Below are 25,398 nucleotides of genomic sequence, written 5' to 3' on the forward strand. Positions count from 1 at the left end.
CATGCCGGTGGCACTCGTCGGTCTGTCGCACTCGCCACTGATCGGCTCCAACCAGCCCGCGCCCGAGGTCGTCGAAACCGTGGACCAGGCGGTCGACGACGCCCGCTCCTTCGTGCGGGACTTCGACCCCGACCTGGTGGTGCTCTACGCACCCGACCACTACAACGGCTTCTTCTACGAGAAGATGCCGCCGTTCTGTCTTGGCACGGCGGCCCGAGCGGTCGGCGACTTCGGCTCGGCCGCGGGCGAGATCTCCGTCGACGCCGACGCGGCCGGGCACATCGCCGCACGTGTCCTCGACGCCGGAATCGACCTGACGATCTCGGCCAGGATGCGGGTGGACCACGGCTTCGCGCAACCGCTGGAGATGCTGTTCGGCGGGATCGGGGTCGTGCCCGTCGTTCCGGTCTTCGTCAACGGCGTCGCCGCTCCGTTCGGGCCGGTCAGCCGGGTCCGCGCGCTCGGCTCGGCGATCGGTACGACTGCGGCTGCGCTCGGCCGGCGAGTACTGTTCGTCGCGTCGGGCGGGCTGTCGCATGACCCACCGGTGCCGGTGCTGGCGGGCGCGCCGCCACGGGTCGCCGACGCGCTGACCGACGGCGTCGAACCGACGCGGGAGCAGCGCGCCCGCAGCGAGCAGCGCGTTCTGCGGGCCGGAATCGAGTACGCCGCCGGGTCGACGGCGAGGACACCGATCAATCCCGCATGGGATGAGCTGGTGCTCGACACCTTCAAGTCGGGCCGGCTCAGTGACATCGACGCCTGGAGCAACGACTGGTTCGAGCGGGAGGGCGGCGGCTCGTCACACGAAGTGCGTACCTGGATCGCCGCGTACGCCTCGCTTGCCGCGTCCGGCCCGTACCGGATGCGGTCCCGGTTCTACCGCGCCATTCCGGAATGGATCGCCGGATTCGCCGTCACGACCGCACTCCCGGTGGCCGGCTGAGCATAGGCCCGATCACCCTGTCGGCTGGTACGCATCCTCCCTGAGAGAAGTCTGGTGCTGGACGGGCAGGGATAGTCATGTGACGAATCGTGAGGTATATGCATGTAGAGAATGAATGATGCAAAAGCGACAGTAGGCGTAACACTGGACGCCGAGGGCCCGGCGTTCATCGGCCGGGCCGGCGCCATGGCGACGGTGGTCGACGCGCTCGAACGGCCCGCCGCGCTCATCCTGATCGAGGGCGAGGCGGGTATCGGCAAGTCCCGCCTGGTCGACGAATGTATGGCCACTCCCGCACTGTGTGGCCTGCAGGTGCTGATGGCGGTGTGCCCGGATCTGCGGGAGCCCTTTCCGCTCGGCGCCGTGGTCGATGGACTGCGGCTCTTCCACGATCGGCTGGGCGCGCTCGAGCTGAGCCCGCTGGCCGGAGCGCTACGACCACTGTTCCCGGAGTGGAGCGCGCTGCTGCCGCCTGCGCTGGAGTCGCTCGCCGATCCGCAGGAGACTCGCCACCGGCTGTTTCGCGCACTCACCGAACTGATCGATGCCCTGGGCATCGACGTGCTGGTCGTCGAGGACGCGCACTGGGCGGACGCGGCGACCCTCGACTGGCTGCTCATGCTCTGCGCGTCGGGCGGCGGGAGACGCTCGATCGTGGCGACCTACCGACCGGTGGACGTCAGCGAACGATCCCCGCTGTTGCGCCTGACCTCGCGGCTGCCGAGGAAGATGACGCAGGAACGCGTCTCCCTGGAACCCCTGGACGTGCCGCAGACCCGAGCGTTCGTGGCGTCGATGTTCTCGGACACGGAGGTATCTGAGAAGTTCGCGGCGTTCTTGCGCGAGCACACTGGCGGCATCCCGCTGGCCGTGGAGGAGACCGTCCGGCTGCTGCGCGATCGGCGCGACATCTTCAAAACCGAGACCGGGTGGCGGCGGCGGCTCATGGCGGAGTTGCAGGTGCCGCCCACGGTGCGGGACTCGGTGCTGGAGCGCGCCGCCAGATTCTCCCCGGCCACCCGGGCGGTGCTGCAGGCGGCCGCGGTCCTGGAGGCGCCTGCGGACGAGTACCTGATCGCCGCCGTGGCCGATCTGGACGAGCACGCCACCCGCGACAGCCTGGCCGAGGCCCTGGCGAGCGGGCTGATGCGGGAGACCGCCCGCGGCGCCTTCGCCTTCCGCCACGTCCTGGCCTCGCGCGCGGTGGCGGACGCGATCCCGGTCCCGACCCGGCGCCTGCTGCACCGGCGAGCGGCCGTGTCGCTCCGCGACAGGGAACACCCTCCGGCGGTACGGCTCTGCCGCCACTTCCGGGAGGCGGGCGACGTGGGGGAGTGGTGCCGCTACGCCGAGGCCAGCGCCGAACTGGCCCTGGAGTCGGGTGACGACCAGACCGGCGTGGCCCTGCTCCACGAACTGCTGACCATGGCCGACCATCCCGTCGACCGGCGGGTACGGCTGGCGCAGAAGCTGGGCCAGGCCGCGACGCTGACCGCCGAACCGCTGTTCGGGCTGGGCGAGTTGGTCCGCGAAGCGCTGGAGCACGTGCTCGCCGACCCCGACCTGCCACAGGGCGACCGCGGGGAGATCAGGCTACGTCTGGGGCAGGTGGTCCTGCACCTCGGCAGGTTCGAGGACGGCGCGGCCCACGTGGAGGCAGCCGTGTCCGACCTGGAGTCTCGCCCCGCCCTGGCCGTGCAGGGCATGTTCATCCTCGCGACGCCCTTCAACGCGGCATGGCCGGCGGCACGGCACCTGGCCTGGGTGGATCGTGCCGTGGCGCTGCTCCCGTACCTTCAGGCTCCGGTGGAGCGCCAGGTCTTCCTCACCGGCCATGTCATGTCGCTGCTCCTGCTCGGAGAGGGCGAGGGGTGGCGGGTGGCGGAGACCATCCCGCGGACGGCGGAGAGCCAACTGGAGCGCCGGGGGATCGTCAGGACACGGCTGATCGTGGCCCAGTCCGCCCTGCTCTGGGGGCGATACCCGGAGGCCCGCGCCGGCTTGGCCGCCGTGGGCGCCATGGTGGAGGACATCGGCTACCGGCGGGTCGCCGACACCGTGCGGATCGGCCAGGCCCGGCTGGCCTGGCACGCCGGCGACTGGCAGGGGTTGGATGAGATCGTCGAGGATCTGGCCACCTCGGAGTCGGCCGACGCGGCGACCCGCCTGGAAGCCAGGACCATCCAGGGGCAGCTCGATCTCGCGTCGGGGGCGCGGCCGCGGGCCGAGCGCCGCCTCGGCCTGGTGCTGGAAGCCAACGGGCCACGCGGCAGCGCGGATCCTTTCGTGTTACCCAACGCCGCCCTGGCCAGGATCGCACTGTCCGGGGGCGACCACGAGGGCGCGATCGAGCTCACCGAGCCGATCATAGGCATGATCGACCGCAAGGGGGTGTGGCTGTGGGCCACCGACCTCATGCCGGTCCACGTCAACGCTCTCATCGCCGCCGGCCGGACGGGCGAGGCCCGCGCGCTCGTCAACACCTTCGCCGACGGGCTGGCCGGTCGGGACACCCCAGGTCCCGCCGCGTCTCTGGCCACCTGCCTGGCGATCGTCGCCGAGGCCGAAGGCCGGGACGCGGAAGCGCTCTTCGCCGCGGCCGCGCGAGCGTGGGCGGCCCTGCCCCAGCCGTATGACGAGCTCCTGACGCTGGAGCGGCAGGGGAGATTCCTGCTCGGCTCGGGAGCGGGCGAGCGAGGGCTGGCGGTGCTGTCGGACGCGCAGCGGCGGCTGCAGGACCTCGGCGCCCGCTGGGACGCCGACCGGGTGGCCCATCTCCTTCGCGGGCACGGCGTGGAGGTGTCCCGCCCGTGGCGGGGCGGCCGCAAGGGGTACGGCGACCGGCTGTCGCCCCGAGAGCTGGAGATCGTGAACCTGCTCGCCCTCGGCTGGACCAACAAGAGGATCGCGGAGAGCCTGCAGCTGTCGCCGCGGACGGTGGAGCGGCACCTGAGCGCGGCCATGCGCAAGGTCGGCGTGGCCTCGCGCACCGCACTGGTCGTGGCGGTCGCCCCCGCCGGCCTGCCGAACGCCGTGCCCGACCAGGAACCGACGTAGGCGGGTCCCGACCGACACGTAGGTTCCCGCGGCATTAAATGGGTGATTTGCCGACTCGCGGCGGTGACCGTGCCGAGCTGATCATGATCTTCATGAAAGGTGATCAGCAAGAGCAGGAACCACCGGTGGAAGAGCCTGAGGAGACTTCCCCGGATGAAGTGCCGCTCGTAGACGAGCACGAACCGCTGTAACCACCGCGCGGATCCTTACCCCCCACGTTCGCGTGCCAGGCGTCGTCCGACGCATGGCACGCGGCAGAAAGCCGGGAATCCATGAGATTTCTCAGAGATCGGGCGACCGCGGTCGGTGCGGCGCTGGCCCTGACGATAGCCGCGGGAGGCGGTACGGCCGGCTCGGCCGCCGCCTCCCCCACCCCTCCGGACATCCAGCACGGTTCACCCCAGACCGCCCGAGCAGACCCGAGCACCACGGGAAACCAGAGCGCCCCGGATAAGACGACGACGTCCACGGTGACGCTGCTCACCGGTGACCGGTTCCGGGTCGAGACCGCGGAGGACGGCACCCAGCAGGTCAACCTGCTCCCGGACGGGCAGGACGCCGCCGGCGGCACGTTCTCCCAGTTCACCCTCGGCCGCGACACCTATGTGGTGCCCTCGGAGGCGGTGCCGTACCTCGGCAAGACGATCGACATGCGCCTGTTCAACGTCAGCTACCTGGTGCGGGCGAAGCTGGACGACGAGCGCAGCAAGACCCTGCCGGTGAAGGTGACAGCGACCAAGGCCAAGGCGGAGGGGCTGCCCGCGACCAGCGTCGCCTCCGCGACCAGCGGGATCGCCAAGGCGAAGGTGACCAAGAAGGACGCCGACGGCTTCGGCCGGCTGCTGGCCAAGCAGTGGCGCGGCGCCTCGTCGGACAGCGCCACGATCGGCACCCTGCCGGGGGTGGAGCGGATCGAGCTCGCCGTGCCCAAGGGCGCGCCGGAGGCTCCCGCCGCGCCGCTGGGGACGAGCACCGCCAAGGCGGCGAGCAAGGGAGTGCGCTTCCACCGGTTGACCGTCGACGCGATCGGCCGCGACGGCAAGCCGGGAGTGATGCTCGGGGCCGTGACCAACGTCGCCGACGGGCAACTGGCCAATTTCGGCTTCACCTACCCAGGGCAAGGAAAGAAGTCGTTCATGGTGCCGGCCGGCACCTACAACATCATGGCCAGCGTCCTCACCGGCCCGGCCGACGACCTCACCTCGCAGATGGCGCTGGTGACGAAGCCGGAGGTGCGCGTCGGCTCCGACACCACGGTCACTCTGGACGCGCGCGGCGCCGTGCCGTACCAGGCGAATCTGGAAACCCCGCCGCAGCGGGACCTGCAGCGGCTCGACGCCTTCACCTTCCTGCGCACCAGCGCCGCAGGCGACCAGACCGGAGTGGCGCCGTCCGGCCTGCTCTTCGGTCTCCTCTGGAAGACGATCTCCTACCCGCCGAACGGGAACCCCGGCCTGTTCGCCACCCCGACCCAGCCGGTCACGAAGGGCCGCTTCGACTTCATGGCGATGACGTCGCTGGCCGAGGGCGCGGTCTCCGGCCCCGAGATGGGCTCCACCTACGAACTGCTCTTCCCGTACGGCGGTGCGGTCCCCGCCTCGATGACGCACACCGTCAAGGCGTCGGACCTGACCACGGTGCGTTCGGCCCTGCACGACGCGCCGTCGGACGATCCTTCGCCCAGCCCGCTCAACCGGCACAACTACGCGTTCCTGCCGTGGGGCTGGACCGATTTCGGCTACGGCGGCCAACCGGTCAACGGCGAGCGCACCGACTACCTCTACAGCAGCCGCCCCGATCAGGTGATCTGGCAGAGCATCATGGGCCCCGACCGCGGCGAGCGGATCCACGGCCCGCGCAGGAAGATCCAGCCGGGACAGGTGATCAGGGAGGAGTGGAACCGGGGGCCCGACGTGCCGTCGGCCGCCGCCACCTACGTCATGCGGGCCCAGCACGGCATGCTCGGCACCCCGGACACGCAGGTGGGCGCCCCGCTGCGTCAGGTCTGCGTCGCCTGCAGGCAGGGCGACCTGGGCATGGTCTACCTCCAGGGCTTCGGCGACTCCGACCCGCTGCACTTCACCGAATACGGGTGGACGTCGTCGAAGCTGGCCTTCTACCGGGACGGCAAGCCGGTCTTCGGCACGGGAGACCTAGGGGGGTACGACCCCACCCCCGAGACGCTTCCCCTGCTGTCTCGCCCGGCGGAGTACCGGCTGACGTGGACCACGGCCAACGAGAGCACCCCTGACTCGCCGGGCACCACGGACTGGACGTTCCGCTCCGGACCGCAGGACAGCGCGGCGACCCTGCCCGGCGACCTGCAGTGTGCGGACCCGTCGATGGCGTGCTCGTTCCTGCCGCTTCTGTTCGTGCACTGGGACCTGGCCCTGGACCACGAGTCACGGGCGAAGGCCGGGCAGCCGTTCGACCTGGGATTCCGGGTGTCGCGCCAGGAGTACCAGCCCGCGCCCGTCGAGGTGGCGGCCGCGGTCGAGGTGTCCTACGACGACGGGAAGACCTGGTCGGAGCCGAAGGCGGCCACGCGGAAGGCGGACGGCACGTTCACCGCGCCGATCACGCACCCCGGCTACGCCGAGGCGACCCGGTGGGTGTCGCTGCGCGTCAAGGCGCACGACGCCGGCGGCAGCACCGTCACGCAGACCAACATCCGCGCCTACCGGCTGACCGGCTGACCGGGAGATGACATGCGCACCAAACGGATCATGATGCTCACGGGCGTGGTGGCCGCCCTGCTCACCACGCTCGTGCCGGTTGCCCCGGCCGTCGCCGACGCGCCACCGCCGTCCACCCGGGCGATCTGCCCTGGGGACGCCGAAAAGGCGGCCTGCCTGCTGCGGGTGGCCACCGACAGCACCGGCCGCACTCTGCGCCCCGCCGAGGCCGCGAAGGTCACCTCGGGGCCGTTGACCGCCAAGGATCTGCAGGAGGCCTACCGGCTGCCCGTCGACCTCCTCGGCGGCGGCCAGACCATCGCCGTCGTCGTGCCGTACGACATCAGCTCGGCTGAGCAGGACCTGGCCGTCTTCCGGGAGACCAACGGCCTGCCCGCCTGCGACGAGGTCTTCACCTGCTTCAGGAAGGTCAACCAGCGCGGTGGAGAAACGCCGCCGCCCTCCAGCCCCAGCTACGCGGCGCACGCCGCGGCCGGTCTGGACATGGCCTCGGCGGCCTGCCCCAACTGCAGGCTGGTGCTGGTGCAGGCGGATGACACCTCCTTCGCCAACCTGGCCCTGGCCGTGGACCAGGCCGCCGCCCAGGGAGCGGACGCCATCGTCCCCATGTGGGGGGTCGCGGAGTTCGAGGACCAGGCCGCGCAGGCCGCTCACTTCAACCATCCGGGCGTCGCGATCACCGCGGCGGCGGGGGCCGGCTTCAACACCGACGGCCGCCAGCTGCTCCCTGCGGCCTACTCCTCGGTGATCGCGGTGGGCGGCACCGAGCTGTGGCGGGACCCGGCCGCCGAACGCGGCTGGAGTGAGACCGTCTGGCGGGACACCGGCTCGGGCTGTTCCCTCTACGAGGCGCGCCCGTCCTGGCAGCCGCGTGGCGACTGCGGGAGCCGGCGGACCGTGGCCGACGTGTCGTCCGTGGCCTCCTCCCAAACCCCGACCCAGATCTACAGCAGCGCTCTCGGCGGCTGGGCCGCGGCCTCGGGCACCCCGCTGGCGGCGGCGTTCATCGCCGGCGTGTACGGCCTGGCGGGCACCGACTCGGCCACGCCCGCGGGCAAGCGCCTGTACGGCGGCTCGCGGTACCTGTTCGACGTCACAGCCGGTGCCAACGGCAGCTGCGCCGGCAGCAACGTGTGCGCGGCGAACCGCGGCTACGACGGGCCCAGCGGCATGGGCACCCCCAACGGCACCGGCGCCTTCTAGGAGATCCCCATGCGAAGAACACGTCATCATCTACGCCGCGCGACGCTCGCGGCCGGGCTCACCGCCCTACTGAGCACGTTCGTCTCCACGGGCGCCCCCACCCCCGCCAGCGCGGGACTCGGCTGCACCCCGGCCTGGAGCATCATGCCCGCCGCGGCCGTCGACGCCGACATCGTCGACGTCAGCGTCATCGCACCCAACGACGTCAGGTTCACCGAGAACCTCTCCTTCGCCGGCATCCGTACGCTGCGCTGGGACGGCCGGTCGCTGATCGAGAACGGCCCGCAGATCGCGGTCCCCCCGCGGACCTCCACCGCGTTCGAGGCCGGTAACGCCTCGTTCGACTCGGCGGGAAGCGGCTGGGCGCACGTGCGGATGAACGGCTCCGCCAGGCCTGACGGAGCGCGCATGCTCGCCCGATGGGCAGGGGGCCGGTGGACGCTCACCCCGGGCGCGCCGGGCACCGATCCCACCTCGGGCGGGCCCAGGGCGGAGGACATCGCCTCTCTGGCACCGGATCTGGCGTGGGCGGTCGGCACCATCCACGGCACCGGATATCAGGCCTTCATCGAGCGCTGGGACGGCACGGAATGGACGATGGTCGACCATCCCGCCGCAGACCGCCCCACCACCAGTCTGAGCGCCCTGAAGGCGGTGTCGGCCACCGACGTCTGGGCGGTCGGCTTCTCCCGAAGCGACGGCGCCTACCACCCCCTGGTGCTGCACAACGACGGTACCGCCTGGACGGAGAGCCCGCTGCCGGACATCGGGCCGAGCGGGTACCTCAAATCGATCAGCGCGACCGGGCCCGACGACGTCTGGATCGGCGGGTTCACCGGTGACGAGTTCGAATCCGCGCCGCTCCTGCTGCACTGGGACGGGAAGAGCTGGAGCTCGATGCCCACTCCCGAGCCAGGACCCCACGGGACGGAGATCACCCGCCTGTACGCCGCGGCCCCCGGCGACCTCTGGGCCGTCGCCGTCGACACCCAGCAGAACAACGGGTTCCGGCTGACCCACTGGGACGGCACCACCTGGCAGGACGTCAAGCCCCAGGGAGCACAACCGTCGGAGTACGGATTCAACTTCTCCGACGTGGGCGGCAGCGGCCCCGACGACGTGTGGGTGGTGGGCACCTCCACCTTCACCGAACCCTCGGGCATCGACTACCCCTTCTTGCGGTCGCGACGGCTGATCGCCCACCTGAGCTGCGGGGGTAAGTGAGATGAGACTGGCACACATCGCGGCCGCGTGCGTCCTGACGCTGGTCACGGGGACGTTCGCCGCCACACCTGGTGCGGCACAGGCCGACCCGGCGCCTACCGCCGCACCCGCGCCGAAGCCGAAGATCGCCCAGGATCTGCTGGCGACCTTCGACAAGGCCGACACTGCGGACTTCTGGGTACGTCTGTCCGACAAGGCGGACATCTCCTCCGCGAAGAAGATCCAAAGCAGGACACCCCGTGGCCAGGAGGTCGTGGAACGGCTCCAGGCCACCGCCACCGACTCGCAGAAGCCGTTACGCGAGCTCCTGAAGGCCGAAGGGCTGAAGTCGACCGCGTTCTGGGCCACCAACGCGGTGTACGTCAAGGACGCCTCCGAGGCCGTCGCCCGGAAGATCGCCGGTATGAAGGGGGTCGAGGAGGTCCGCGCGCCGAAGACCTACGCGATCCCCGAACCGGTGCGGACCGAGGCCCTGTCCACCGCCGTCCAGGGCGTCGCGTGGGGGGTGAGCAACATCAACGCCGACGACGTGTGGGCCCAGACCGGCCGCCGCGGCGAGGACATCGTGGTCGCCAACGTCGACTCCGGGGTCCAGTTCGACCACCCCGCCCTGGTCAAGTCCTACCGGGGCAACAACGGCGACGGCACCTTCACCCACGACCACAACTGGATCGACCCGCTCGGCGACTGCTCCACCGCCGAACCGTGCGACGAACACGGGCACGGCACGCACACCATGGGCACCATGGCCGGCGACGACGGCGCGGGCAACCAGATCGGCGTCGCCCCCGGCGTGAAGTGGATCGCCGGCATCGGCTGCCCCGCGGGCTCCTGCCCAGAGGAAGCCCTGATCAAGTCGTCGCAGTGGATGCTCGCCCCCACCGACCTGTCCGGCCAGAACCCCGACGTGTCCAAGCGGCCGCACATCGTCAACAACTCCTGGGGCTCGGACCCCTCCAACGACCCCCTGTTCGAGGACATCCAGCTCGCCTGGGCAGCTTCGGGGATCATGGCCATCTGGGCCAACGGCAACAACGGCGCCGGGTGCCACACCTCCGGCGCCCCCGGTAGCCGTACCATCAACTACTCCGTCGGCGCCTACGACGCCAACAACAAGATCGCGAGCTTCTCCAGCCGCGGGAGCGGCCAGGACGGCGAGGTCAAGCCGGACATCTCCGCCCCCGGCGTCCGGGTGGTCTCCTCCCTGCCCGGCAGCACCTACTCCGCCTGGGACGGCACCTCCATGGCGGCACCGCACGTGGCCGGGGCGGTCGCGCTGCTGTGGTCGGCGCGCCCTGAGTACGCCCGCGACATCGACGGCACCCGGGTCCTGCTGGACCTGTCGGCGATCGACACCGACGACACCACCTGCGGAGGCACCGCCGCCAACAACAACGTGTACGGCGAGGGCCGCCTGGACGCGCTGGGCCTGGTCCAGGCCGGTTTGGTCGGCACCGCCACCCTGACGGGAACCGTCACCGACGCGAACACCAAGCAGCCCGTCGGCGGCGCCACCGTCACCGTCACCGGCCCGTTGACCCGCAGCTTCACCCTCGGCCTCGACGCCGCCTACGCCTTCACCCTCGTCGCCGGCGACTACCAGGTGAAGGTGACGGCCTTCGGCTACCAGCCCACGACCCAGACCGTCACCCTGACCAAGGAGAGCGCACTCACCCACGACGTGGCCCTGCCGCCCACCGTACGGATCAACCTGACCGGCACGGTCGCCGACGGCTCCGGCCTGGGCCGCCCGCTGGGCGCGAAGATCACCGCCGACGACGGCGCCGGCCACCGCTGGAGCACCGAGGCAGACCCCGACACCGGCGCCTACACCCTGCCCCTGCTCCCAGCGACGACCTACTCCCTCACCTACATCTCCACCGAACCCGGCTACGATCCGGCCACCCACCAGGTGATCATGGGCGACGCCGGCCAGCCCCTCGATGTAAATCTGACCGTCTCGCTCGCCTGCACCGCATCCGGCTACCAGGTCACCCGCGACGGCAGCAACCAGCCCTTCAACGGCACCGGAAAGCCCAAGGGCTGGACGGTCACCAACATCAACCTGGGGATCCCCAACTACGACTATCAGCCTGGCTGGGAGTTCTCCGACCCCGGCAAGCGGGGCAACCACACCGGGGGCGAGGGCGGCTTCGCGATCGTCGACTCCCTCAACTCCGGCAAGGGCCATATTCAGAACACCTACCTCACCAGCCCCGCCTACAACCTGACCGGCCGCACCAAGGCCACCCTGGAACTGGCCCACGACCTGAAACCGGCCATCAACTCCACCACCTCCGTGGACCTCAGCCTGGACGGCGGCCGCACCTGGAAGACGGTCTGGACCGCCAAGGGCTATCCCGGAGCCCCCGGGCCGGCCACGCAGGTCATTCCCGTTCCCCAGGCCTCCGGCCAGAGCGAAGTCAAGTTCCGCCTCCACTACCGGGGCCAGCACTCAGGCTGGTGGGCCGTCGACAACGCCTTCGTCGGCGACCGCACCTGCACCGTGGCCGCCTGATCCCCACCGGCACACACGACCGCCGCGACGGGCCAAGTCCCCGGCGCGGCGGTCGGCCTGTCGTCCGTGCCCGCGACAGTCCGTGCCCGCGACCAGGACACCCGATGAGGGCCTCTACTACTGGCCTAGAGGGTGAACCGGGCGGCGAATCCCAGCACGCCGGCCGCCGGCGTGAGGTCGATGGGCACCGCGCGGCCGGGCAGCGGGGAGCGTAGCTCGGTCGTCGGGTGGTAGCGGCGCATCAGATCCTCGGTCGGGTGGGGGACCAGCGTCTCGGGCGCGGCGACCAGCACCGTGCGCGCTCCGGGCCCCGGCACGTCCAGGGCCAGCACGCACGCGCGGGCCGCGTCGCGGGTCTCCAGGTAGGCCCACAGGCCCCGCGCGTGCAGGCCGGGGTCGGCGGCGCATCGATCGGCGAAGTCGCGCAGCCGCTCGTCGAACCCGCCGACGTAGGGCAGGCGCAGGGCGACCACGCTCATCCCGTGCCTGCGCGCCATCGTCTCCGCCGTCAGCTCGTCGACCAGTTTGGACAGCGCGTACGGGTCCTCGGCCTGCGACGGCAGGGCGGCGTCGACCGGGGCGTAGGCGGGATGCAGCTCCCTCGCGGCGAACGCCAGGCCGTCGGCCGCCTGGGAGGTCGCCACGCACGCCTGCCGGATTCCCGCCCGCCCCGCCTGTTCGAGCACGGTGAACGTGGACTGGGTGTTGACCGCGAACACCTTCCCGGCCGGCTCCCACTCGGGCGTCGGGATGGCGGCGAGGTGGATGACGGCATCGGCCCCCTTGAGAGCGGCGTCCACCGCGGCGGGGTCGGTCGCGTCGCCCTCGACCACCAGGTCGGCCGGGAGGTCGCCGGGATCCGCCAGGACGAGCGCGCCGGCCGCGATCCCGCGGTCGGCCAGCAGGTCCAGGACGGCACGCCCGATCCGCCCGGCCGCCCCGGTCACCAGCACCCGTCGCACGCTCACCGGTCTACCCCCGATCCCACGCTCATCCCGACTTCCCCCGGAGGGTACGCGCGGACCGAGGTCAGGTGGGCCGAAGGCGCGCCGTTCGTCGACTCGACCACGATCCGCAACCCGTCCGCGAGCACCGGCTCGGCGAGCGGGTGCACGATACGCCGCCGCCGGTTCTCGCGGGCCTCGGCGACAGCGTGCCAGGCGCCGCCCTGCCGTACCTCGACCCGATAGTCCCGGACCAGGGTGGGCAGCACCTCGAACGGGGTGCGGTGGTGGTGGAGGTTGATCAGGTCCTCGTTCACGTCGTCGTCGGCGATCACCTCGACGCGCCCGATCGTCACCGGCTCCGCCCACTCCAGCTCCAGCGCGGCGGGGAGCGTGCCGGAGACCCACATGTGCGGCCCGGCGTAGGGGCGCTGGTAGCCGTCGAGCGCCTTACCGGGGGCGAACGCGGTCGTGTCACCCGTCTCCAGGCAGAACGTACGGCGGAGCAGACCGGCGTCCGTCCACTCGCGCAGCGGCTGGGGCGACTCGTCCTGCGGCCGCAGCGGCACCCTGGTGAAGCAGAGCACCCCGGGCGCGGGCTCGTCCGCGACGTGCAAGGAGACCAGGGGATTGGCCTTGACGACGACGAAGGCGTTGCGCGGCGTGTCCGGCCGCCAGTCCAGGGCCAGGTCGACCCATTGTTTCTCGCCCGCGGAAAGCGGGATCACGCTCGTGGCGGCGAGCTCGCGAGGCACGTAGTTCTGGCCGAGCACGGGATCGTGCAGCTCGACGGCCAGCGAGGTGTCCCCGGCGGCGTCGAGCAGGAGCCGTACGCCGCCGAGCGCCGGATCGGCGGGCAGCACGACCCCCGCGTCCGCGTCGAGCGGCCACAGGCCGGCCGGGGTGTCCACCATGAGGCGGGACAGCGTGCTGGTCGCGGAGGCGGCGGCCGTGCGGGCGAGGTCGGCCGGATCGTCCAGCGGGAGGCCGACGATGGAGGCGTCCTCGCGTAGCAGGGTGCGCTGCAGGTCGGCCGCGGTGAGGTCGCGCGGGCGCGTGCCGCGCTCGACGCAGAGCGCGGCGGCCGTGCCCGCCGCCTGGCCGATCGTCGCGCAGGTGGCCATCACCCGGGTCGAGCCGAACGCCACGTGCGAGGCGGAGATGTTGCGCCCGGCCATGAGCAGATTGGGCACGTTGACGGAATAGAGCGAGCGGTAGGGGATGTGGTAGATCCCGTCGGCGTAGCGCTGCTTGGCCCCGGCCTCGGTGGCGTACATGCCCTGCGGCGGATGCAGGTCGATCGACCAGCCGCCGAACGCCACCCGGTCCTCGAACGGCGTCTGCCCGAGCACGTCGTGCTGGGTGAGCACGTGGTCGCCGAGGAAGCGGCGGTACTCCCGCTTGCCGGGCAGCGCGCCCACCCATTCGAGCGTCATCGTGTCGGCGTCGAACTTGCCCGAGTTCTTGATGTGGTCCCAGATGCCGTAGATCACCGACCACAGCTCGTCCCGGATGCGGTCGTTGTCGTGCACGGTGTCCAGTTCGCCGCCGAACTCGATCCACCAGTACGCGCAGCCGTTGTCGCCGGCCTTGATGATGCGCCGCTCGGGGGTCGAGGTCGTGGTGATGTCCTTGGCGAATCCCGGCGGCACGTAGCGGACGGGCTCGCCCGCGTCCTTGGTGTAGAACAGCAGCGTGCTGCCGAGCGTGATGTCGTCGGGCTCCTCCGGCGCCCACGGCTCGCCGTACTCTGCCCGGCCCTCGCGGCCGATCCGGTGGTCCGCGCCCGCGAGGTGGCCGACCAGGCCGTCGCCGGTGCAGTCCAGGAAGAGCGGCGACTCGAACGTGATGAGCCGTTCCGAGCCCATCATCCAGCCCGTGACCGAGGCGATCCCGTTCTCGTCCGCGTCGACGAGGCGGACGTCGGTGTTGAGGAAGAGCGAGATGTTGGGCTCGGCGCGGACGGCGTCCAGCACCGTGGTGTCCCAGAAGTAGGGGTTGCCGTGCGGGTTGCGGTACTGGTTCTCGACGAACAGCTCGCCCATGATGCCGCCCTCGCGGGCGTGGTGGTTCTTGCCGTGACCGGTCGCGCCGCACACCCAGACGCGCACCTCGCTGCTGGAGTTGCCGCCCAGCACGGGCCGGTTGCCGACCAGCGCCACCGTACGGCCGAGCCGGGCGGCCGCGACGGCCGCGCACACTCCGGCCAGCCCGCCGCCCACTACCGTTATGTCATGATCTACGGTCTCTTGTCTCATTGGCTCAATCCGTAGTAGATGCGGGGCGCGCCGTCCAGGGTCAGCCTCACCTGGCCGTTCCGTACGGGCACGGTGCGCTCGCGGCCGATGCAGTCGACCTCGCGGACGCTCGTGCCCTTCGCCCGGAGGGTCAGGGAGGTCTTGGTGGGCCAGTGGTCGACCCAGGCTTCCTTGTGCGGGTACCACTGCTCGGTGCCGTGGTCGTTGTTCAGGAGATATCCGTCTTTGCGGCTCCACAGGATCGCGAATCCGTCGAACAGCAGGCCCTTGAGGTCCGGATCGGCGAAGGTCAGCCACCGGACGAACGTCGCTCCCTCCAGGGTCCGCGTGGCCGTGGCGTAGGCGAGCAACGCCGCCTTGACGCTGGTGTCGCGGTTCATCAGCCCGAAGTGGTACTCGGGGTTGGCGGGGTCGGCCTCCTGCGGGTGGTGGATGGTGCTGTCGTGGGGCTGATACCAGTTCACCCCGTCCACCCGCTCCGAGACCGCCAGGGCCAGGGTGAGCAGCACGTTCTCGGCCGCCTGCCGGTGGTTGTCGTTCCACCACCTGTTGGGCCTGGTGCAGGCGTACGCCTCGGTCAGCCACAGCTCCTTGCCGCCGCCCTGCTCGTCGACGATCCTGCGGGCCTCCTTCAGCGCGCCGAGGAAGTTCCAGTAGGTGCCGTTCTCGCCCTGCTGCCACTCCTCGGGCGGCGGCGCGTAGTCGGGGGTGAAGTTGCCGCGCCCGGGGTGGAAGGCGAAGGCGTCGATCAGGTCCCAGCCGCCGGCCTCGACGAACTTCGCGGTCCACACGGTGTCCATGCCGCCGAGGCCGCAGTTCATCAGCTTGATGCCGGAGTCCTTGAGCCGGTCGTGAATGGGTTTGAGGCCGTCGCGCAGGTACTCGAGCACTCGCTCCCCTTTCATCCACGGGTTGTTCAGCTCGTTGGCCACCTCGAACCAGCGGGCGCCCGAGGCCCTCGCGATGGCCGCCCGGTCGTCGGCCCAGGCGGCGACCTGCTCGGCCGTGCCGTTGAAGATGACGCCGCCGAGCTGCACGTTGTGCGGGATGTCGAGCGCGTCCAGTTCGGCAGGGGAGTGACCGGGGGCGCCGTCGTAGGCGATGCGCACCGACTTCACGCCGATCTTCCGCATCAGCGCGCCGACCGACGCCTTGTCCGGAACCAGCATCCAGCTGTAGTTGGCGATGCCGAACCTGCCCTCGGCCTGGTAGGCGTACGGCTTGAGCGTGGCCAGGTTGGTCCTGGCGAACGCCTCGTCAGTACCGGAGACGGCCTTGACCTCGGCGAAGACGATGCCCTGCGGGTCGCCCCCGACGGTGAACGTCTCGTCCCAGACCGCGCCGGGCGCGAGGGTTCTGGTCAGCGCGCCCTTCCCGGCCTTCTTGCCGTCGAAGTCGCGGGCGCACCAGGTCAGGCGTACGTCGCGCGCGGTGGCGGAGCCGTTGACCACCTGCGCCCTGAGCCGCATGGCCGCGCCGGGGTCGTACAGGCCGAACGGCTGCTCGCTCCATGCGTCCACGCTCAGCGGGAGCGCGGCGGCGATCCCGTCGGCCGCGGCCGGGCGCATCGCGCCGAGCACCAGCTCGGCCTCGGTCACGTTCGCGGCGGATCCGGGAGCGTGGATCCAGGTGGCGTTGGTGAAGCCGGGCGTGGTCTTCGCCAGCCTGAAGAACGCGCCGGTGCCGGCCCAGGTCTCCTGGTAGAGCGCGCTGGCGTTGACCTCGTACGGGACGCCGCCGCGGGTGTCGCGGGTCCACCTGGTGACGGGTACGTAGCGCTCGGGGGCCGAAGGGCTCAGCACGGCTCTGGCGAACATGAAACCCGATGGCGTCAGGGTGGTGCTGCCGCTCACCTCCCAGCGCAGGTGCGCCCGGCGGGCGGTGACGGTGAACAGGCCGCGCACCTTGACCTGCTGCGCCGACGCCGACATCGTGTAGTCGATCTGGATGGCGGGCCGGCCGTCGACGGTCACCAGCGAGGGCGTGCCGCCGAACGTGCGCTGCTGGCCGAGCACGGTGTCCTTGATCATGAAGTGGCTGAGCCGGATGCGGTCGGCGTCGTCGCGGACCAGGACCGAGCCGCCCGGCTCGGCCACCAGCGTGATGCCGTCGGCCTGGATGGAGATCGGCTCGGCGGTGGCGCCTGCCGGGCTGCCGTCTGAGGTGCTCGGCGTGGCCACGAACGTGGCCCCGGCGGCGGCGGGGAGGGCCTGGATGATGATGCGGCGGGAAATGTCGGCCATGGGGGGTGCCTTTCGTGAAATTTCAGCCCTTGATGCCGGTGAAGCCGAGCCCGGCCACGATGTGCTTCTGGAAGACCAGGAACACCAGGACCGGCGGGGCGAGCGCCATCGCCATCGCGGCGATCAGCTCGTCCTGCGGCGCCTGTACGGCCAGGCTGGCCAGGGCGACGCTGATCGGCTGCTTCTCGGGGTCGGTGATGGCCACCAGCGGCCAGATGAAGTCCTTCCAGCTGTGCATGACGGCCAGCAGGCTGATCACGGCGAGGATCGGCCGGCTCATCGGCAGCACGATCCTGGTCAGCAACTGCCAGGTGTTCGCCCCGTCGACCCTGGCCGCGGCGAACAGCTCGGGAGGCAGCGCGTCGAAGAACCGCTTGGCCAGCAGCACGTTGAACGCGTAGGCCCCGGAAGGGAGCCAGATCGACCAGTACGAGTCGACCAGCCCCAGGTCGATGACCGTCAGGAACAGGCTGGTCATCGACACCGTGTAGGGGACGAACATCGTGGCCAGGATCGCGCCGTACACGTACCTGCCGAACCTGGGCCGCAGCACCGACAGCGCGAAGCCCGCGGTGACCGCCACGACGAGCTGCACCGCCCACGAGCCGCCCACGACCTGCAGGGTGTTGAGCAGGTAGTGCCCGATGCCGAGGTCGGCCCAGGCCGTGGCGAAGTTCTCGGGACGCGGGTCCGCCGGCCAGAGGTCGAGCGGCCTGGAGATCAGGTCGGTGCTCGGCGACATCGCGCCCTTGACCGTCATGTAGAGCGGGCCGAGGCCGATCAGCACCAGGAAGGCGAGCGTGAGCCCCTGGATCGAGCGCAGTCCCGCCCGGACGGCCGGCCGGCGCTCCTCGACGTGCGAGATCAGGCTCATGCGGCGCTCCAACTGCGGGTGGCCCGCAGGTAGACGGCCGACAGCAGGCCCAGGATGATCGCCAGGAGGAACGACAGCGCCGCCGCCTGGCCGTACGCGCCGTCCTGGAAGGCGTACCGGAAGATCAGCAGCAGCACGGTGAGCGTGGCGTTCTCCGGGCCTCCGCCGGTGAAGACGTACGGCTCGGTGAAGACCTGCATGGTGTTGATGAGCTGCATGAGCAGCAGCAGCCCGATCACCGGGCGCAGTTGCGGCAGCGTGATGTGCCACACGCGCGTCCAGATCGAGGCCCCGTCCATCTGGGCGGCCTCGTAAAGCTCGGACGGGACGCCGACGATCGCGGCGAGATAGATCAGCACGGCGCCGCCCATGCCCGCCCAGGTGGACTGCAGGACCAGGCTGACCATCGCGGTGTCGGGCGAGTCCAGCCACAGGTACGGGCCCAGCCCGACGAGGCCGAGCAGCCCGTTGAACAAGCCGTGGCCCGGGTCGTAGAACCACTTCCACAGCAGGATCGCCACCACCGGCGGCACCACCACGGGCAGGTAGACGAGGAACCGGTACACCCCCGCGCTCCGGCGCACGGTGGACAGCACGACGGCCAGCACCAGCGGCGCCGGGAAGCCGATGAGCAGCGCGAGCCCGACGAACAGCAGGGTGTTGGCGATGGCCGTGCCCAGCAGCGGGTCGGCGAACAGCGCGCGGAAGTTCTCCAGGCCCACCCAGGTGGCGGGGTCGATCAGGTTCGTCTGCTGGAAGCTGATCAGCAGTCCCCTGACGATCGGCCACCAGGAGAACACCCCGAACACCACGAGCGCCGGGATGAGGAACACCAGCGCCGTCAGCGCGTTGCGCCCGAACAGGCTCCGCCTGGGCGCGTCTCGCCCGAGCCCGGGCGTCGCCCCGGCGGCAGGGCCGGCGGGAAGGGGTGCGGTCCGCGTGCCGGCACTCACTGCCGGGCCGCCGCGAGCTTGGTGTTGACGTCCGTCTCCGCCTTGGCCAGCAGGTCGTCCACGGACGCGTCCTTGTTGGTGAGCACCGCCTGGACCACGGTGTCCAGCACCGCGTACACCTGCTGGGCCTGCACGGGGGGCTCGGGGCGCAGGGTGAGCGCCGGGGTCCCGTCCAGCCACGGCCGGAAGTGCTCCAGCTTGACATTCACGTACGGCAGGACGGCCTCGTCGATCTTGGACTGCTGCGCGGCGTCGAACATCGGCAGCGTCGGCACCCCCACCGCCGACTTCGGATCGGCGGCCAGCTCCTTGGCCCTGGAGGCGGCCGTCGCGGGGTCGTACTGCGGCTGGGCGTAGGCGAACAGCAGCCACTTCACCGCGGCCGCGGCCTTGTCCGGCGACACCGACTTGGGCACCAGGTACACGTCGCCGCCGGTCAGCGACGCGTTCCCGCCGGCCTGGGGGAGCGGGCCGATCCCGAACGCGTCGGTGTCCTCCATCCCGTACGTCATCTTGGCCAGCCGATAGGTGCCCGGCGTGCCCATGTACATCCCGATCTCACCGGCGGCGAACCGCTTGATCACGTCGTTCTGGTCGTTGAGCTGGGCATCGCCCATCGAATCGTCGGTCCAGCGCATCTCCTTGAGCATGGTGAGCGCCTTCTTCACCGGGTCGGCGTTGAAGGCGGCCACGTATTCGCCGCCTTCCTCCCGCTCGATCTCGCCGCCGTGCGTGTAGGCGAGCATGGTGAGCTGCCAGCCGCCCTGATTGTTCTTGGACTGGTGGACGAAGCCCGCCTTGCCGGTCTTGTCGGAGATCGTCTTGGCCGCCGTCCGGACCTCGTCCCACGTCTTCGGCGGCTTGTCCGGGTCCAGGCCGGCCTTGGTGAACAGGTCCCGGTTGTAGACCAGACCCTGGGCGAACGGCGCCTGCGGCACGCCGTACACGTCGCCGGCCGGGTCGCTGAGCGGGAGCAGGACCTGAGGGTTGAACTCCTTGTAGTGCGCCCACCCGGACAGTTCCTTGGTGAGGGGCCGAACCTGCTTGCGGGCGATGAGGCCCTGCGGCTCGGTCAGCGGGACCTTGATCACCTCTTCGACCTTGCCGCCCGCCAGCTTGGCCGAGAACGTGAGCGGGTCGAACACGGAGGTCGAGCCCTGCACCTTGATGCCGGGATTCTGCTGCTCGAAGTCCGCCACCGTCTTCTTGAACCCGTCGAGTCCTGGTTTGTCCGTGGCGGGGGGCATGCCCTGCACCCGGATCACGACGGTGCCGGGCTCGCTGGGGGTGGGGGATCCGCACCCGGCCAGCGCCGAGGCGAGTACGGCGCAGCCGAGGAGGCCGGCGGTCAGCTTCATGGTGACTCCAGTGATGAAAAAGCGCAGCTCGAGATGGCGGCAGGGCGCGGGCCGTACCGGAAAGGGGTTCTTCAGGGGGAGGGACTCAGCCGGCGGCCGAGCCTCCGGGCTCGGCGGGGGCGGGGCCCGTGGAGGCTCGCGGGATCAGGCGCGAGCCGATCTCGGCGATCCGCCCTTCGCCCTTGCCCGCGATCGTGTCGATGAGCAGGTCGGCGGCTCTGGTCGCGACCTCGTCGGCCGAGATCCTGATCGTGGTGAGGGACGGGGTGGACGTGGCGGCGAGCAGCGTGTCGTCTATGCCGATCACGCTCACCTGGTCCGGCACGCCGACGCCGAGCTTGGCGAGCTGGTGCAGCACGCCGAGCGCGACGAGGTCGTTGTGCGCGAGCACCGCCGTCGCGTCGCCCGCCGCGACCAGCGTCGCCGCGTGCACGCCGGTCTCGAAGCGGGGTTCGTAGGGGCCGAGCTCGGTCAGCGACAGGTCATGGGCCTCGAAGACCTGCCTGATGGACTTGCCGCGGCCGTGTTCACCGTGCTCGCCGTTGACGAAGACGCACCGGGTGTGCCCGTACGCCTTGAGATGCTCGGCGGCCTGCGCGATCCCCGCCGACAGCGAGACGTGCAGCTCCGCCATGCCCTCGACGTGCCGGTTGACCAGGACGGTCGGCATCTCGGCGCCGAGCTCGCGCAGCCGTTCTTCCGGCAACGTGGAGGCCCACAGGATCAGGCCGTCGACCTGCTTGGACACCGCGGCGATGGTCTCCAGCTCGTCATACTCGCGCTCGTCGGTGTCGGCGGCGAGCACGGTGTAGCCGAGCCGCCTGGCGCGGGCCTGCATCGCCTTGAAGATCGGCGGGAAGAACGGGTTCGCGATGTCGGGAATGATCAGTCCGAGCGACCCGGTCCTGCCGCCGCGCAGCGAGCGGGCGGCGGGGTTGGGCGAGTAGCCGAGCTCGGCCGCCGCCTCGCGGACGCGTTGCAGGGTCTGCGGCTGCACCTGATCCGGTGCGGTGAACGCACGGGAGACCGTGGAGACGGACACGCCTGCCGCGCTCGCCACCTGCCTGATCGTTACCGCCACCTAGGGCCTCCTGTGTCGCTGGTACGGAGGATCGTTGCAAACGTTCCCGGAATACGTCAAGAGTGTTTCGTCCAGGAAAAATCCGGATCTATTCAACTTCGTGTTGCTCTGTCATGATTCGTTCTTGAGTGTTTGCGGGATCGTTTTCATGAGGAGTCAGATGAAGATCACCGGCTGGGAGCTGCTCACCCTGCCTGATCACGGCGACAGCATGATGCTGCTGGTCATCGATACCGACGAAGGGCTGCACGGCCTCGGTGAGGTCGGCATCAGGTCGCGGCAGAAGGCTGTGGCCGGCGGCATCGAGCATCTCGGCGAGCTCCTGATCGGCGAGGACCCGACCAGGATCGAGCACCTGTGGCAGGTGATGTTCCGGCGTGGGTTCTTCCCCGCCGATCGGTTCCTGTCGGCCGCCATCGCCGCCGTGGACGTGGCGCTGTGGGACATCCGGGGCAAGGCCCTCGGGGTGCCGGTCTACGAGCTGTTCGGCGGGCGGGTGCGCGATCACGTGCCGGCCTACGTCCATCTGGGCGACGACTTCCACGACATCGACGCATTCCTGGACAAGGCCCGCGCGCTGGTCGCGGACGGCTGGCGGCACCTGCGCTTCGCCGTGCCACACGCCCCGGACGGGGTGCTGGACCAGCGGGCCTCGATGCGGGCGGGGATCGAGCTGTTCCACCGGGTGCGGGAGGCGGTGGGCGATCCGGTGGAGCTCATCCTCGACGTGCACACCCGGCTCGACCCGCCGGAGGCGGTCACGCTGTGCAGGGAGATCGAGGCGGCGCGGCCGTACTTCGTGGAGGACCCGCTGCGTAGCGAGGGCCTGGACGCCTACCGCATGCTCAGGGCCCGTACCGCGGTGCCGCTGGCGGCGGGGGAGCAGTTCGGCTCGAAGTGGGAGTTCCAGCGCCTGGTGGAGCCGGATCTGATCGACTACGCCCGCGTGGACGTGGGCGTGGCGGCCGGGCTCACCGAGGCCAGGAAGATCGCGGCGATGTGCGAGACCCACTACATCAGGCTCGCCACCCACAACCCCCTCGGCCCGGTGACCGCGGCCTCCTCGCTCCACCTGAACCTCGCGACGCCGAACGCCGCCATCCAGGAGCACCAGACCCAGCCGGAGCCCGCGATCGACGCGCTGTTCACGGCGCGTCCGGTCATCCGCGCGGGCCGCGTGGAGGTCCCCGACCTGCCCGGCCTCGGTGTGGACCTCGACCGGGCCGCGGCCCGGCGCTACCAGGCCGTCGCCGCGGAGCGTCCGCACCTGCGCACCCCGGATGGGGCTTTCACCAACTGGTGAGCCCGGACGCCGACCGCTCGCCCTGTCCGGGCGTGAACGTGAAGTCGTGCCGGTCGAAGTCCGGGGTTACCGGGTGAGGAACGCCTGCGAGAGCAGCCCGTCGACCGTGATGCCGCCGAACCCGGACCAGGGCGCGGTCCCTGGCCGGGGCGATGGACAGAAGGTGGCCGGGTTGCTCCAGCGGTCGCAGGCGTTCTCCTTCAGCGATTGTCCATGATGAGCTGGTCGGTGACCCACCGTGCGACGTCGGCGGGATAGGGCGCCGACAGCCCGAGGACGATGTGCCGGAAGCCGGCGTCGATCGCTTCGCCGATCGCGTCCCGGGTGGTGCCGGGCTGGTCGTAGGAGACGGGCAGGTGGATCGAGCGGGTGATCGAGGCGGGGTCGCGACCGATCTCGGTGCAGTAGCGGTCCAGCAGCGCACTGCGGCTGACGACGTCGTCGATGTCGCCGCCGGGGATGTTCCACAGGTCGGCGTGCTCGGCGACCACACGCAGCGTCGCAGCCGAGCGTCCGCCGATGAGGATCGGCGGGTGGGGGCGCTGGACGGGCTTGGGGTTGCCGAACGCGCCGGTGACCTGGACGTAGGTGCCGTGGAAGTCGAACGGTTCAGTCTCGGTCCACAACCGCCGGATCACCGTGCACGCTTCGGCGAGGCCGCCCACGGCGTGGGCGGTGTCGTGGAAGGGCAGGCCGTGGGCTTCGTACTCGCGCCGGGCCAAGGGCGCGCTGGGTCGTGAACCGACGCCGATGCCGAAGTCGAGCCGTCCGCCGGAGATGATGTCGACGGTCGTGGCGATCTTGGCCAGCATCGCGGGCGGTCGGATGCGGTTGCTGGTCACGAGCACGCCGAGCCGCAGCCGCCGGGTCTGTGCGGCGAGGGCCGAGAGCAGTGTCCAGCCTTCGTAGGTCGTTCCGTCAGGGTCGCCGAAGATGGGCAGGAGATGATCGAACAGCCACGCGTGTTCGATCTCCGGGATCGTGTCCGCCTCGCGCCAGACCCGCAGGACGTCGTGGTAGTCGACCTGCGATGGGGCGGTCATGATTCCGAAGCGAGGCCGGGTGGTGTGCGGCATTGGGGCGTTGGTCCTTTCGACACCGGCCGCGCCGGCTGGGGCGCTACCGAGGGGTAAACGGAACACGTTTCCGGCGTGCGAGAGCCGACGCTCATCGCGGCCGCCTTGCATGCCTGGCCGCGTTCTTCCGCTGAGGAAAACTTGGTGGCGATGCGTGGTTTGGTCGTCTGCCGGCGCTCTGGCATCATAGGTAAACGGAACCTTGTTCCGACTACGATAGGGAACGTTGTTCCGTTTCGCAAGTACGGCAGTGGAAAGGAACGACGCGGTGACCGACGGAGGCGCGGGGCGTGCGGCCCCCCGTAAGCGGGCCGACGCCCGGCGCAACGAGAGGACGCTGCTCGACGCCGCGGCAGCCGTCTTCGTGACCTCGGGCGTCGAGGCGCCGGTGCGTGACATCGCGGCCAGGGCGGGAGTCGGGGTGGCCACGATCTACCGCCACTTCCCGACCCGCGCGGATCTCATCATCGCCGTCTATCGGCACCAGGTCGAGGCCTGCGCCGAGGCCGGTCCAGCCCTGCTGGCGGGCGTCGCGAGTCCTTACGCCGCACTGGGGCGATGGATCAACCTGTTCGTGGACTTCCTGGTCACCAAGCACGGACTCGCCGCCGTGCTCCACTCCGACGACGCCGGCTTCGACACGCTGCACGCCTACTTCCTCGACCGGCTCGTGCCCGTGTGCGCCCACCTGCTCGAAGCCGCAGCCGCCTCCGGCGAGATCCGCTCCGACGTCGACGCCCTCGAACTCATGCGCGGCGTCGGGAACCTCTGCATCGGCGCGGACAACGATCCCCGCTACGACGCGCGGCGGCTGGTGGACTTCCTCATCGCAGGACTCCGCCTACCGCACTAGGGCGTGTACGGAGTTGAGATCAGGGGGATTCACCTGCGCGTTGGTTTGGGTCCTGGTAGGCCATCGTCAGGGCGCGTGGTGACCTCACCGATGACCAGTGGTCCTTGATCGAGCCTCATCTGCCCCTGGGTGAGCGAGGCCCGATCCCGGACCTGCGGCAGCAGTTCAACGCCGCGATGTGGCGGTTTCGTACCGGCAGCCCGTGGCGGGATCTACCCTCCGAGTACGGCCCCTGGTCCACCGTCTACGACCGGTTCCGGTTGTGGGCCACGGCCGGCGTCTTCGAGCAGCCGATGCAAGCCGTGATCGCTGAGGCCGCTGCCCGTGGGCAGGCCGACCTTGACCTGGTCAGCGTGGACTCCACCACGGCCCGCGCCCACCACCACGCCGCCGGAATGGCCCTGGACGGCGAGTTGATCGAAGCGCTGGAGGAGGCCGCCGAACGGGAAAGGGGCTGCGCCAAAGGGGCAAAACCCCAGGACGGCGGCGAAGGCCGGGACGGGGATGAAGATGAACGCCGGCGGTTACCGCGGCGGCGCAGGCTTCGGCTGACGGCAGCCGGGCTGGGCCGCTCTCGGGGTGGGCTGACCAGCCGGATAGGCGCCCATCATGTCGTGCTGCCTCAGCAGCAGGCAGGGCATGCCCTCGCCGCCGAGCTCAGCCGCCGGCTCACCCGTGTGAGCGCTCGCCGCTGAGCGGAGACGGGTGCTCGACCGGTTGCCGATGCGACGACTCCTCAGCCATGGTCAAACCGGCGATGGCGATGACCCGGGCCACAGAGCCGTACGCGCCTGTGAGCCGGAACTCGACA

General features: G+C 70.6%; 18 protein-coding genes. 10 read left to right on the plus strand and 8 right to left on the minus strand.

Annotated elements, in window-relative coordinates:
- Position 1 precedes the first annotated feature (1 nt).
- The 7 genes from MBA17_RS47565 (at position 2) to MBA17_RS47595 (ending at position 11,644) form a co-directional block, all read left to right on the plus strand.
- Entirely contained in the window at positions 2–946 is a 945-nt protein-coding gene (locus MBA17_RS47565; RefSeq protein ID WP_238505518.1) for a 3-carboxyethylcatechol 2,3-dioxygenase, read from the plus strand.
- 111 nt (positions 947–1,057) lie between these two features.
- Positions 1,058–4,003 (plus strand): helix-turn-helix transcriptional regulator, encoded by a 2,946-nt coding sequence (locus MBA17_RS47570; protein ID WP_238505519.1) that lies wholly within the window; start codon positions 1,058–1,060, stop codon positions 4,001–4,003.
- A 38-nt stretch (positions 4,004–4,041) separates the two neighbouring features.
- Positions 4,042–4,194: a hypothetical protein gene (locus MBA17_RS47575; protein ID WP_238505520.1), complete on the plus strand. Its 153-nt coding sequence runs from the start codon at positions 4,042–4,044 to the stop codon at positions 4,192–4,194.
- 81 nt (positions 4,195–4,275) lie between these two features.
- Positions 4,276–6,699, plus strand: coding sequence for a hypothetical protein (locus MBA17_RS47580; protein WP_238505521.1), 2,424 nt, complete (start codon positions 4,276–4,278; stop codon positions 6,697–6,699).
- Positions 6,700–6,711: 12 nt separating this feature from the next.
- Positions 6,712–7,902 carry a S8/S53 family peptidase gene (locus MBA17_RS47585; protein WP_238505522.1) on the plus strand — a complete coding sequence of 397 codons (1,191 nt, stop codon included), beginning with the start codon at positions 6,712–6,714 and terminating at the stop codon, positions 7,900–7,902.
- Positions 7,903–7,911: 9 nt separating this feature from the next.
- Entirely contained in the window at positions 7,912–9,126 is a 1,215-nt protein-coding gene (locus tag MBA17_RS47590; RefSeq protein ID WP_238505523.1) for a WD40/YVTN/BNR-like repeat-containing protein, read from the plus strand.
- Between the two features lies 1 nt (position 9,127).
- Positions 9,128–11,644 (plus strand): S8 family serine peptidase, encoded by a 2,517-nt coding sequence (locus tag MBA17_RS47595; RefSeq protein WP_238505524.1) that lies wholly within the window; start codon positions 9,128–9,130, stop codon positions 11,642–11,644.
- A 125-nt stretch (positions 11,645–11,769) separates the two neighbouring features.
- Here MBA17_RS47595 and MBA17_RS47600 read toward each other — a convergent pair whose 3' ends face one another.
- From MBA17_RS47600 to MBA17_RS47630, 7 genes are all read right to left on the minus strand, one after another.
- Positions 11,770–12,612 carry an NAD-dependent epimerase/dehydratase family protein gene (locus MBA17_RS47600; RefSeq protein WP_238505525.1) on the minus strand — a complete coding sequence of 281 codons (843 nt, stop codon included), beginning with the start codon at positions 12,610–12,612 and terminating at the stop codon, positions 11,770–11,772.
- Positions 12,609–14,846, minus strand: a complete 2,238-nt coding sequence (locus tag MBA17_RS47605) for an FAD-dependent oxidoreductase (RefSeq protein WP_238505526.1) — start codon at positions 14,844–14,846, stop codon at positions 12,609–12,611. The genes MBA17_RS47600 and MBA17_RS47605 overlap by 4 nt, the downstream gene beginning before the upstream one ends.
- The gene (locus MBA17_RS47610; RefSeq protein ID WP_238505527.1) at positions 14,843–17,089 is read right to left on the minus strand and encodes a hypothetical protein; all 2,247 of its coding nucleotides are present in this window, start codon (positions 17,087–17,089) and stop codon (positions 14,843–14,845) included. Before MBA17_RS47610 ends, MBA17_RS47605 begins: the two co-directional genes overlap by 4 nt.
- A gap of 22 nt (positions 17,090–17,111) precedes the next feature.
- Positions 17,112–17,963, minus strand: a complete 852-nt coding sequence (locus MBA17_RS47615; RefSeq protein ID WP_238505528.1) for a carbohydrate ABC transporter permease — start codon at positions 17,961–17,963, stop codon at positions 17,112–17,114.
- Positions 17,960–18,916, minus strand: coding sequence for a carbohydrate ABC transporter permease (locus MBA17_RS47620; protein ID WP_238505529.1), 957 nt, complete (start codon positions 18,914–18,916; stop codon positions 17,960–17,962). Before MBA17_RS47620 ends, MBA17_RS47615 begins: the two co-directional genes overlap by 4 nt.
- The gene (locus tag MBA17_RS47625) at positions 18,913–20,274 is read right to left on the minus strand and encodes an ABC transporter substrate-binding protein (RefSeq protein ID WP_238505530.1); all 1,362 of its coding nucleotides are present in this window, start codon (positions 20,272–20,274) and stop codon (positions 18,913–18,915) included. Before MBA17_RS47625 ends, MBA17_RS47620 begins: the two co-directional genes overlap by 4 nt.
- A gap of 85 nt (positions 20,275–20,359) precedes the next feature.
- A complete protein-coding gene (locus MBA17_RS47630; RefSeq protein ID WP_238505531.1) occupies positions 20,360–21,355 on the minus strand; it encodes a LacI family DNA-binding transcriptional regulator in 996 nt (331 codons plus the stop codon).
- A 160-nt stretch (positions 21,356–21,515) separates the two neighbouring features.
- Here MBA17_RS47630 and MBA17_RS47635 point away from each other — a divergent pair, with 160 nt between their 5' ends.
- A complete protein-coding gene (locus tag MBA17_RS47635; protein WP_238505532.1) occupies positions 21,516–22,658 on the plus strand; it encodes a mandelate racemase/muconate lactonizing enzyme family protein in 1,143 nt (380 codons plus the stop codon).
- 200 nt (positions 22,659–22,858) lie between these two features.
- Here the strand turns inward: MBA17_RS47635 and MBA17_RS47640 are convergent, their stop codons facing one another.
- Positions 22,859–23,701, minus strand: coding sequence for an LLM class flavin-dependent oxidoreductase (locus MBA17_RS47640; protein ID WP_238505533.1), 843 nt, complete (start codon positions 23,699–23,701; stop codon positions 22,859–22,861).
- A gap of 301 nt (positions 23,702–24,002) precedes the next feature.
- Here MBA17_RS47640 and MBA17_RS47645 point away from each other — a divergent pair, with 301 nt between their 5' ends.
- Both MBA17_RS47645 and MBA17_RS47650 read left to right on the plus strand, forming a co-directional pair.
- On the plus strand, positions 24,003–24,587 hold the full coding sequence (locus tag MBA17_RS47645) for a TetR/AcrR family transcriptional regulator (protein ID WP_238505534.1): 585 nt from the start codon (positions 24,003–24,005) through the stop codon (positions 24,585–24,587).
- Between the two features lie 62 nt (positions 24,588–24,649).
- Entirely contained in the window at positions 24,650–25,282 is a 633-nt protein-coding gene (locus MBA17_RS47650) for an IS5 family transposase (protein WP_455432991.1), read from the plus strand.
- The last annotated feature ends 116 nt before the right edge of the window (positions 25,283–25,398 follow it).

This window comes from Dolomitihabitans soli (assembly GCF_022213955.1).
GTDB lineage: Bacteria > Actinomycetota > Actinomycetes > Streptosporangiales > Streptosporangiaceae > Streptosporangium_A > Streptosporangium_A soli.

Bases quoted from the DNA above. Each gene is read 5' to 3' on its own strand.
- MBA17_RS47565 (WP_238505518.1), top strand. From the start codon at position 2: ATGCCGGTGGCACTCGTCGGTCTGTCGCACTCGCCACTGATCGGCTCC.
- MBA17_RS47570 (WP_238505519.1), top strand. From the start codon at position 1,058: ATGAATGATGCAAAAGCGACAGTAGGCGTAACACTGGACGCCGAGGGC.
- MBA17_RS47575 (WP_238505520.1), top strand. From the start codon at position 4,042: ATGGGTGATTTGCCGACTCGCGGCGGTGACCGTGCCGAGCTGATCATG.
- MBA17_RS47580 (WP_238505521.1), top strand. From the start codon at position 4,276: ATGAGATTTCTCAGAGATCGGGCGACCGCGGTCGGTGCGGCGCTGGCC.
- MBA17_RS47585 (WP_238505522.1), top strand. From the start codon at position 6,712: ATGCGCACCAAACGGATCATGATGCTCACGGGCGTGGTGGCCGCCCTG.
- MBA17_RS47590 (WP_238505523.1), top strand. From the start codon at position 7,912: ATGCGAAGAACACGTCATCATCTACGCCGCGCGACGCTCGCGGCCGGG.
- MBA17_RS47595 (WP_238505524.1), top strand. From the start codon at position 9,128: ATGAGACTGGCACACATCGCGGCCGCGTGCGTCCTGACGCTGGTCACG.
- MBA17_RS47605 (WP_238505526.1), bottom strand. From the start codon at position 14,846: ATGAGACAAGAGACCGTAGATCATGACATAACGGTAGTGGGCGGCGGG.
- MBA17_RS47610 (WP_238505527.1), bottom strand. From the start codon at position 17,089: ATGGCCGACATTTCCCGCCGCATCATCATCCAGGCCCTCCCCGCCGCC.
- MBA17_RS47615 (WP_238505528.1), bottom strand. From the start codon at position 17,963: ATGAGCCTGATCTCGCACGTCGAGGAGCGCCGGCCGGCCGTCCGGGCG.
- MBA17_RS47625 (WP_238505530.1), bottom strand. From the start codon at position 20,274: ATGAAGCTGACCGCCGGCCTCCTCGGCTGCGCCGTACTCGCCTCGGCG.
- MBA17_RS47635 (WP_238505532.1), top strand. From the start codon at position 21,516: ATGAAGATCACCGGCTGGGAGCTGCTCACCCTGCCTGATCACGGCGAC.
- MBA17_RS47640 (WP_238505533.1), bottom strand. From the start codon at position 23,701: ATGACCGCCCCATCGCAGGTCGACTACCACGACGTCCTGCGGGTCTGG.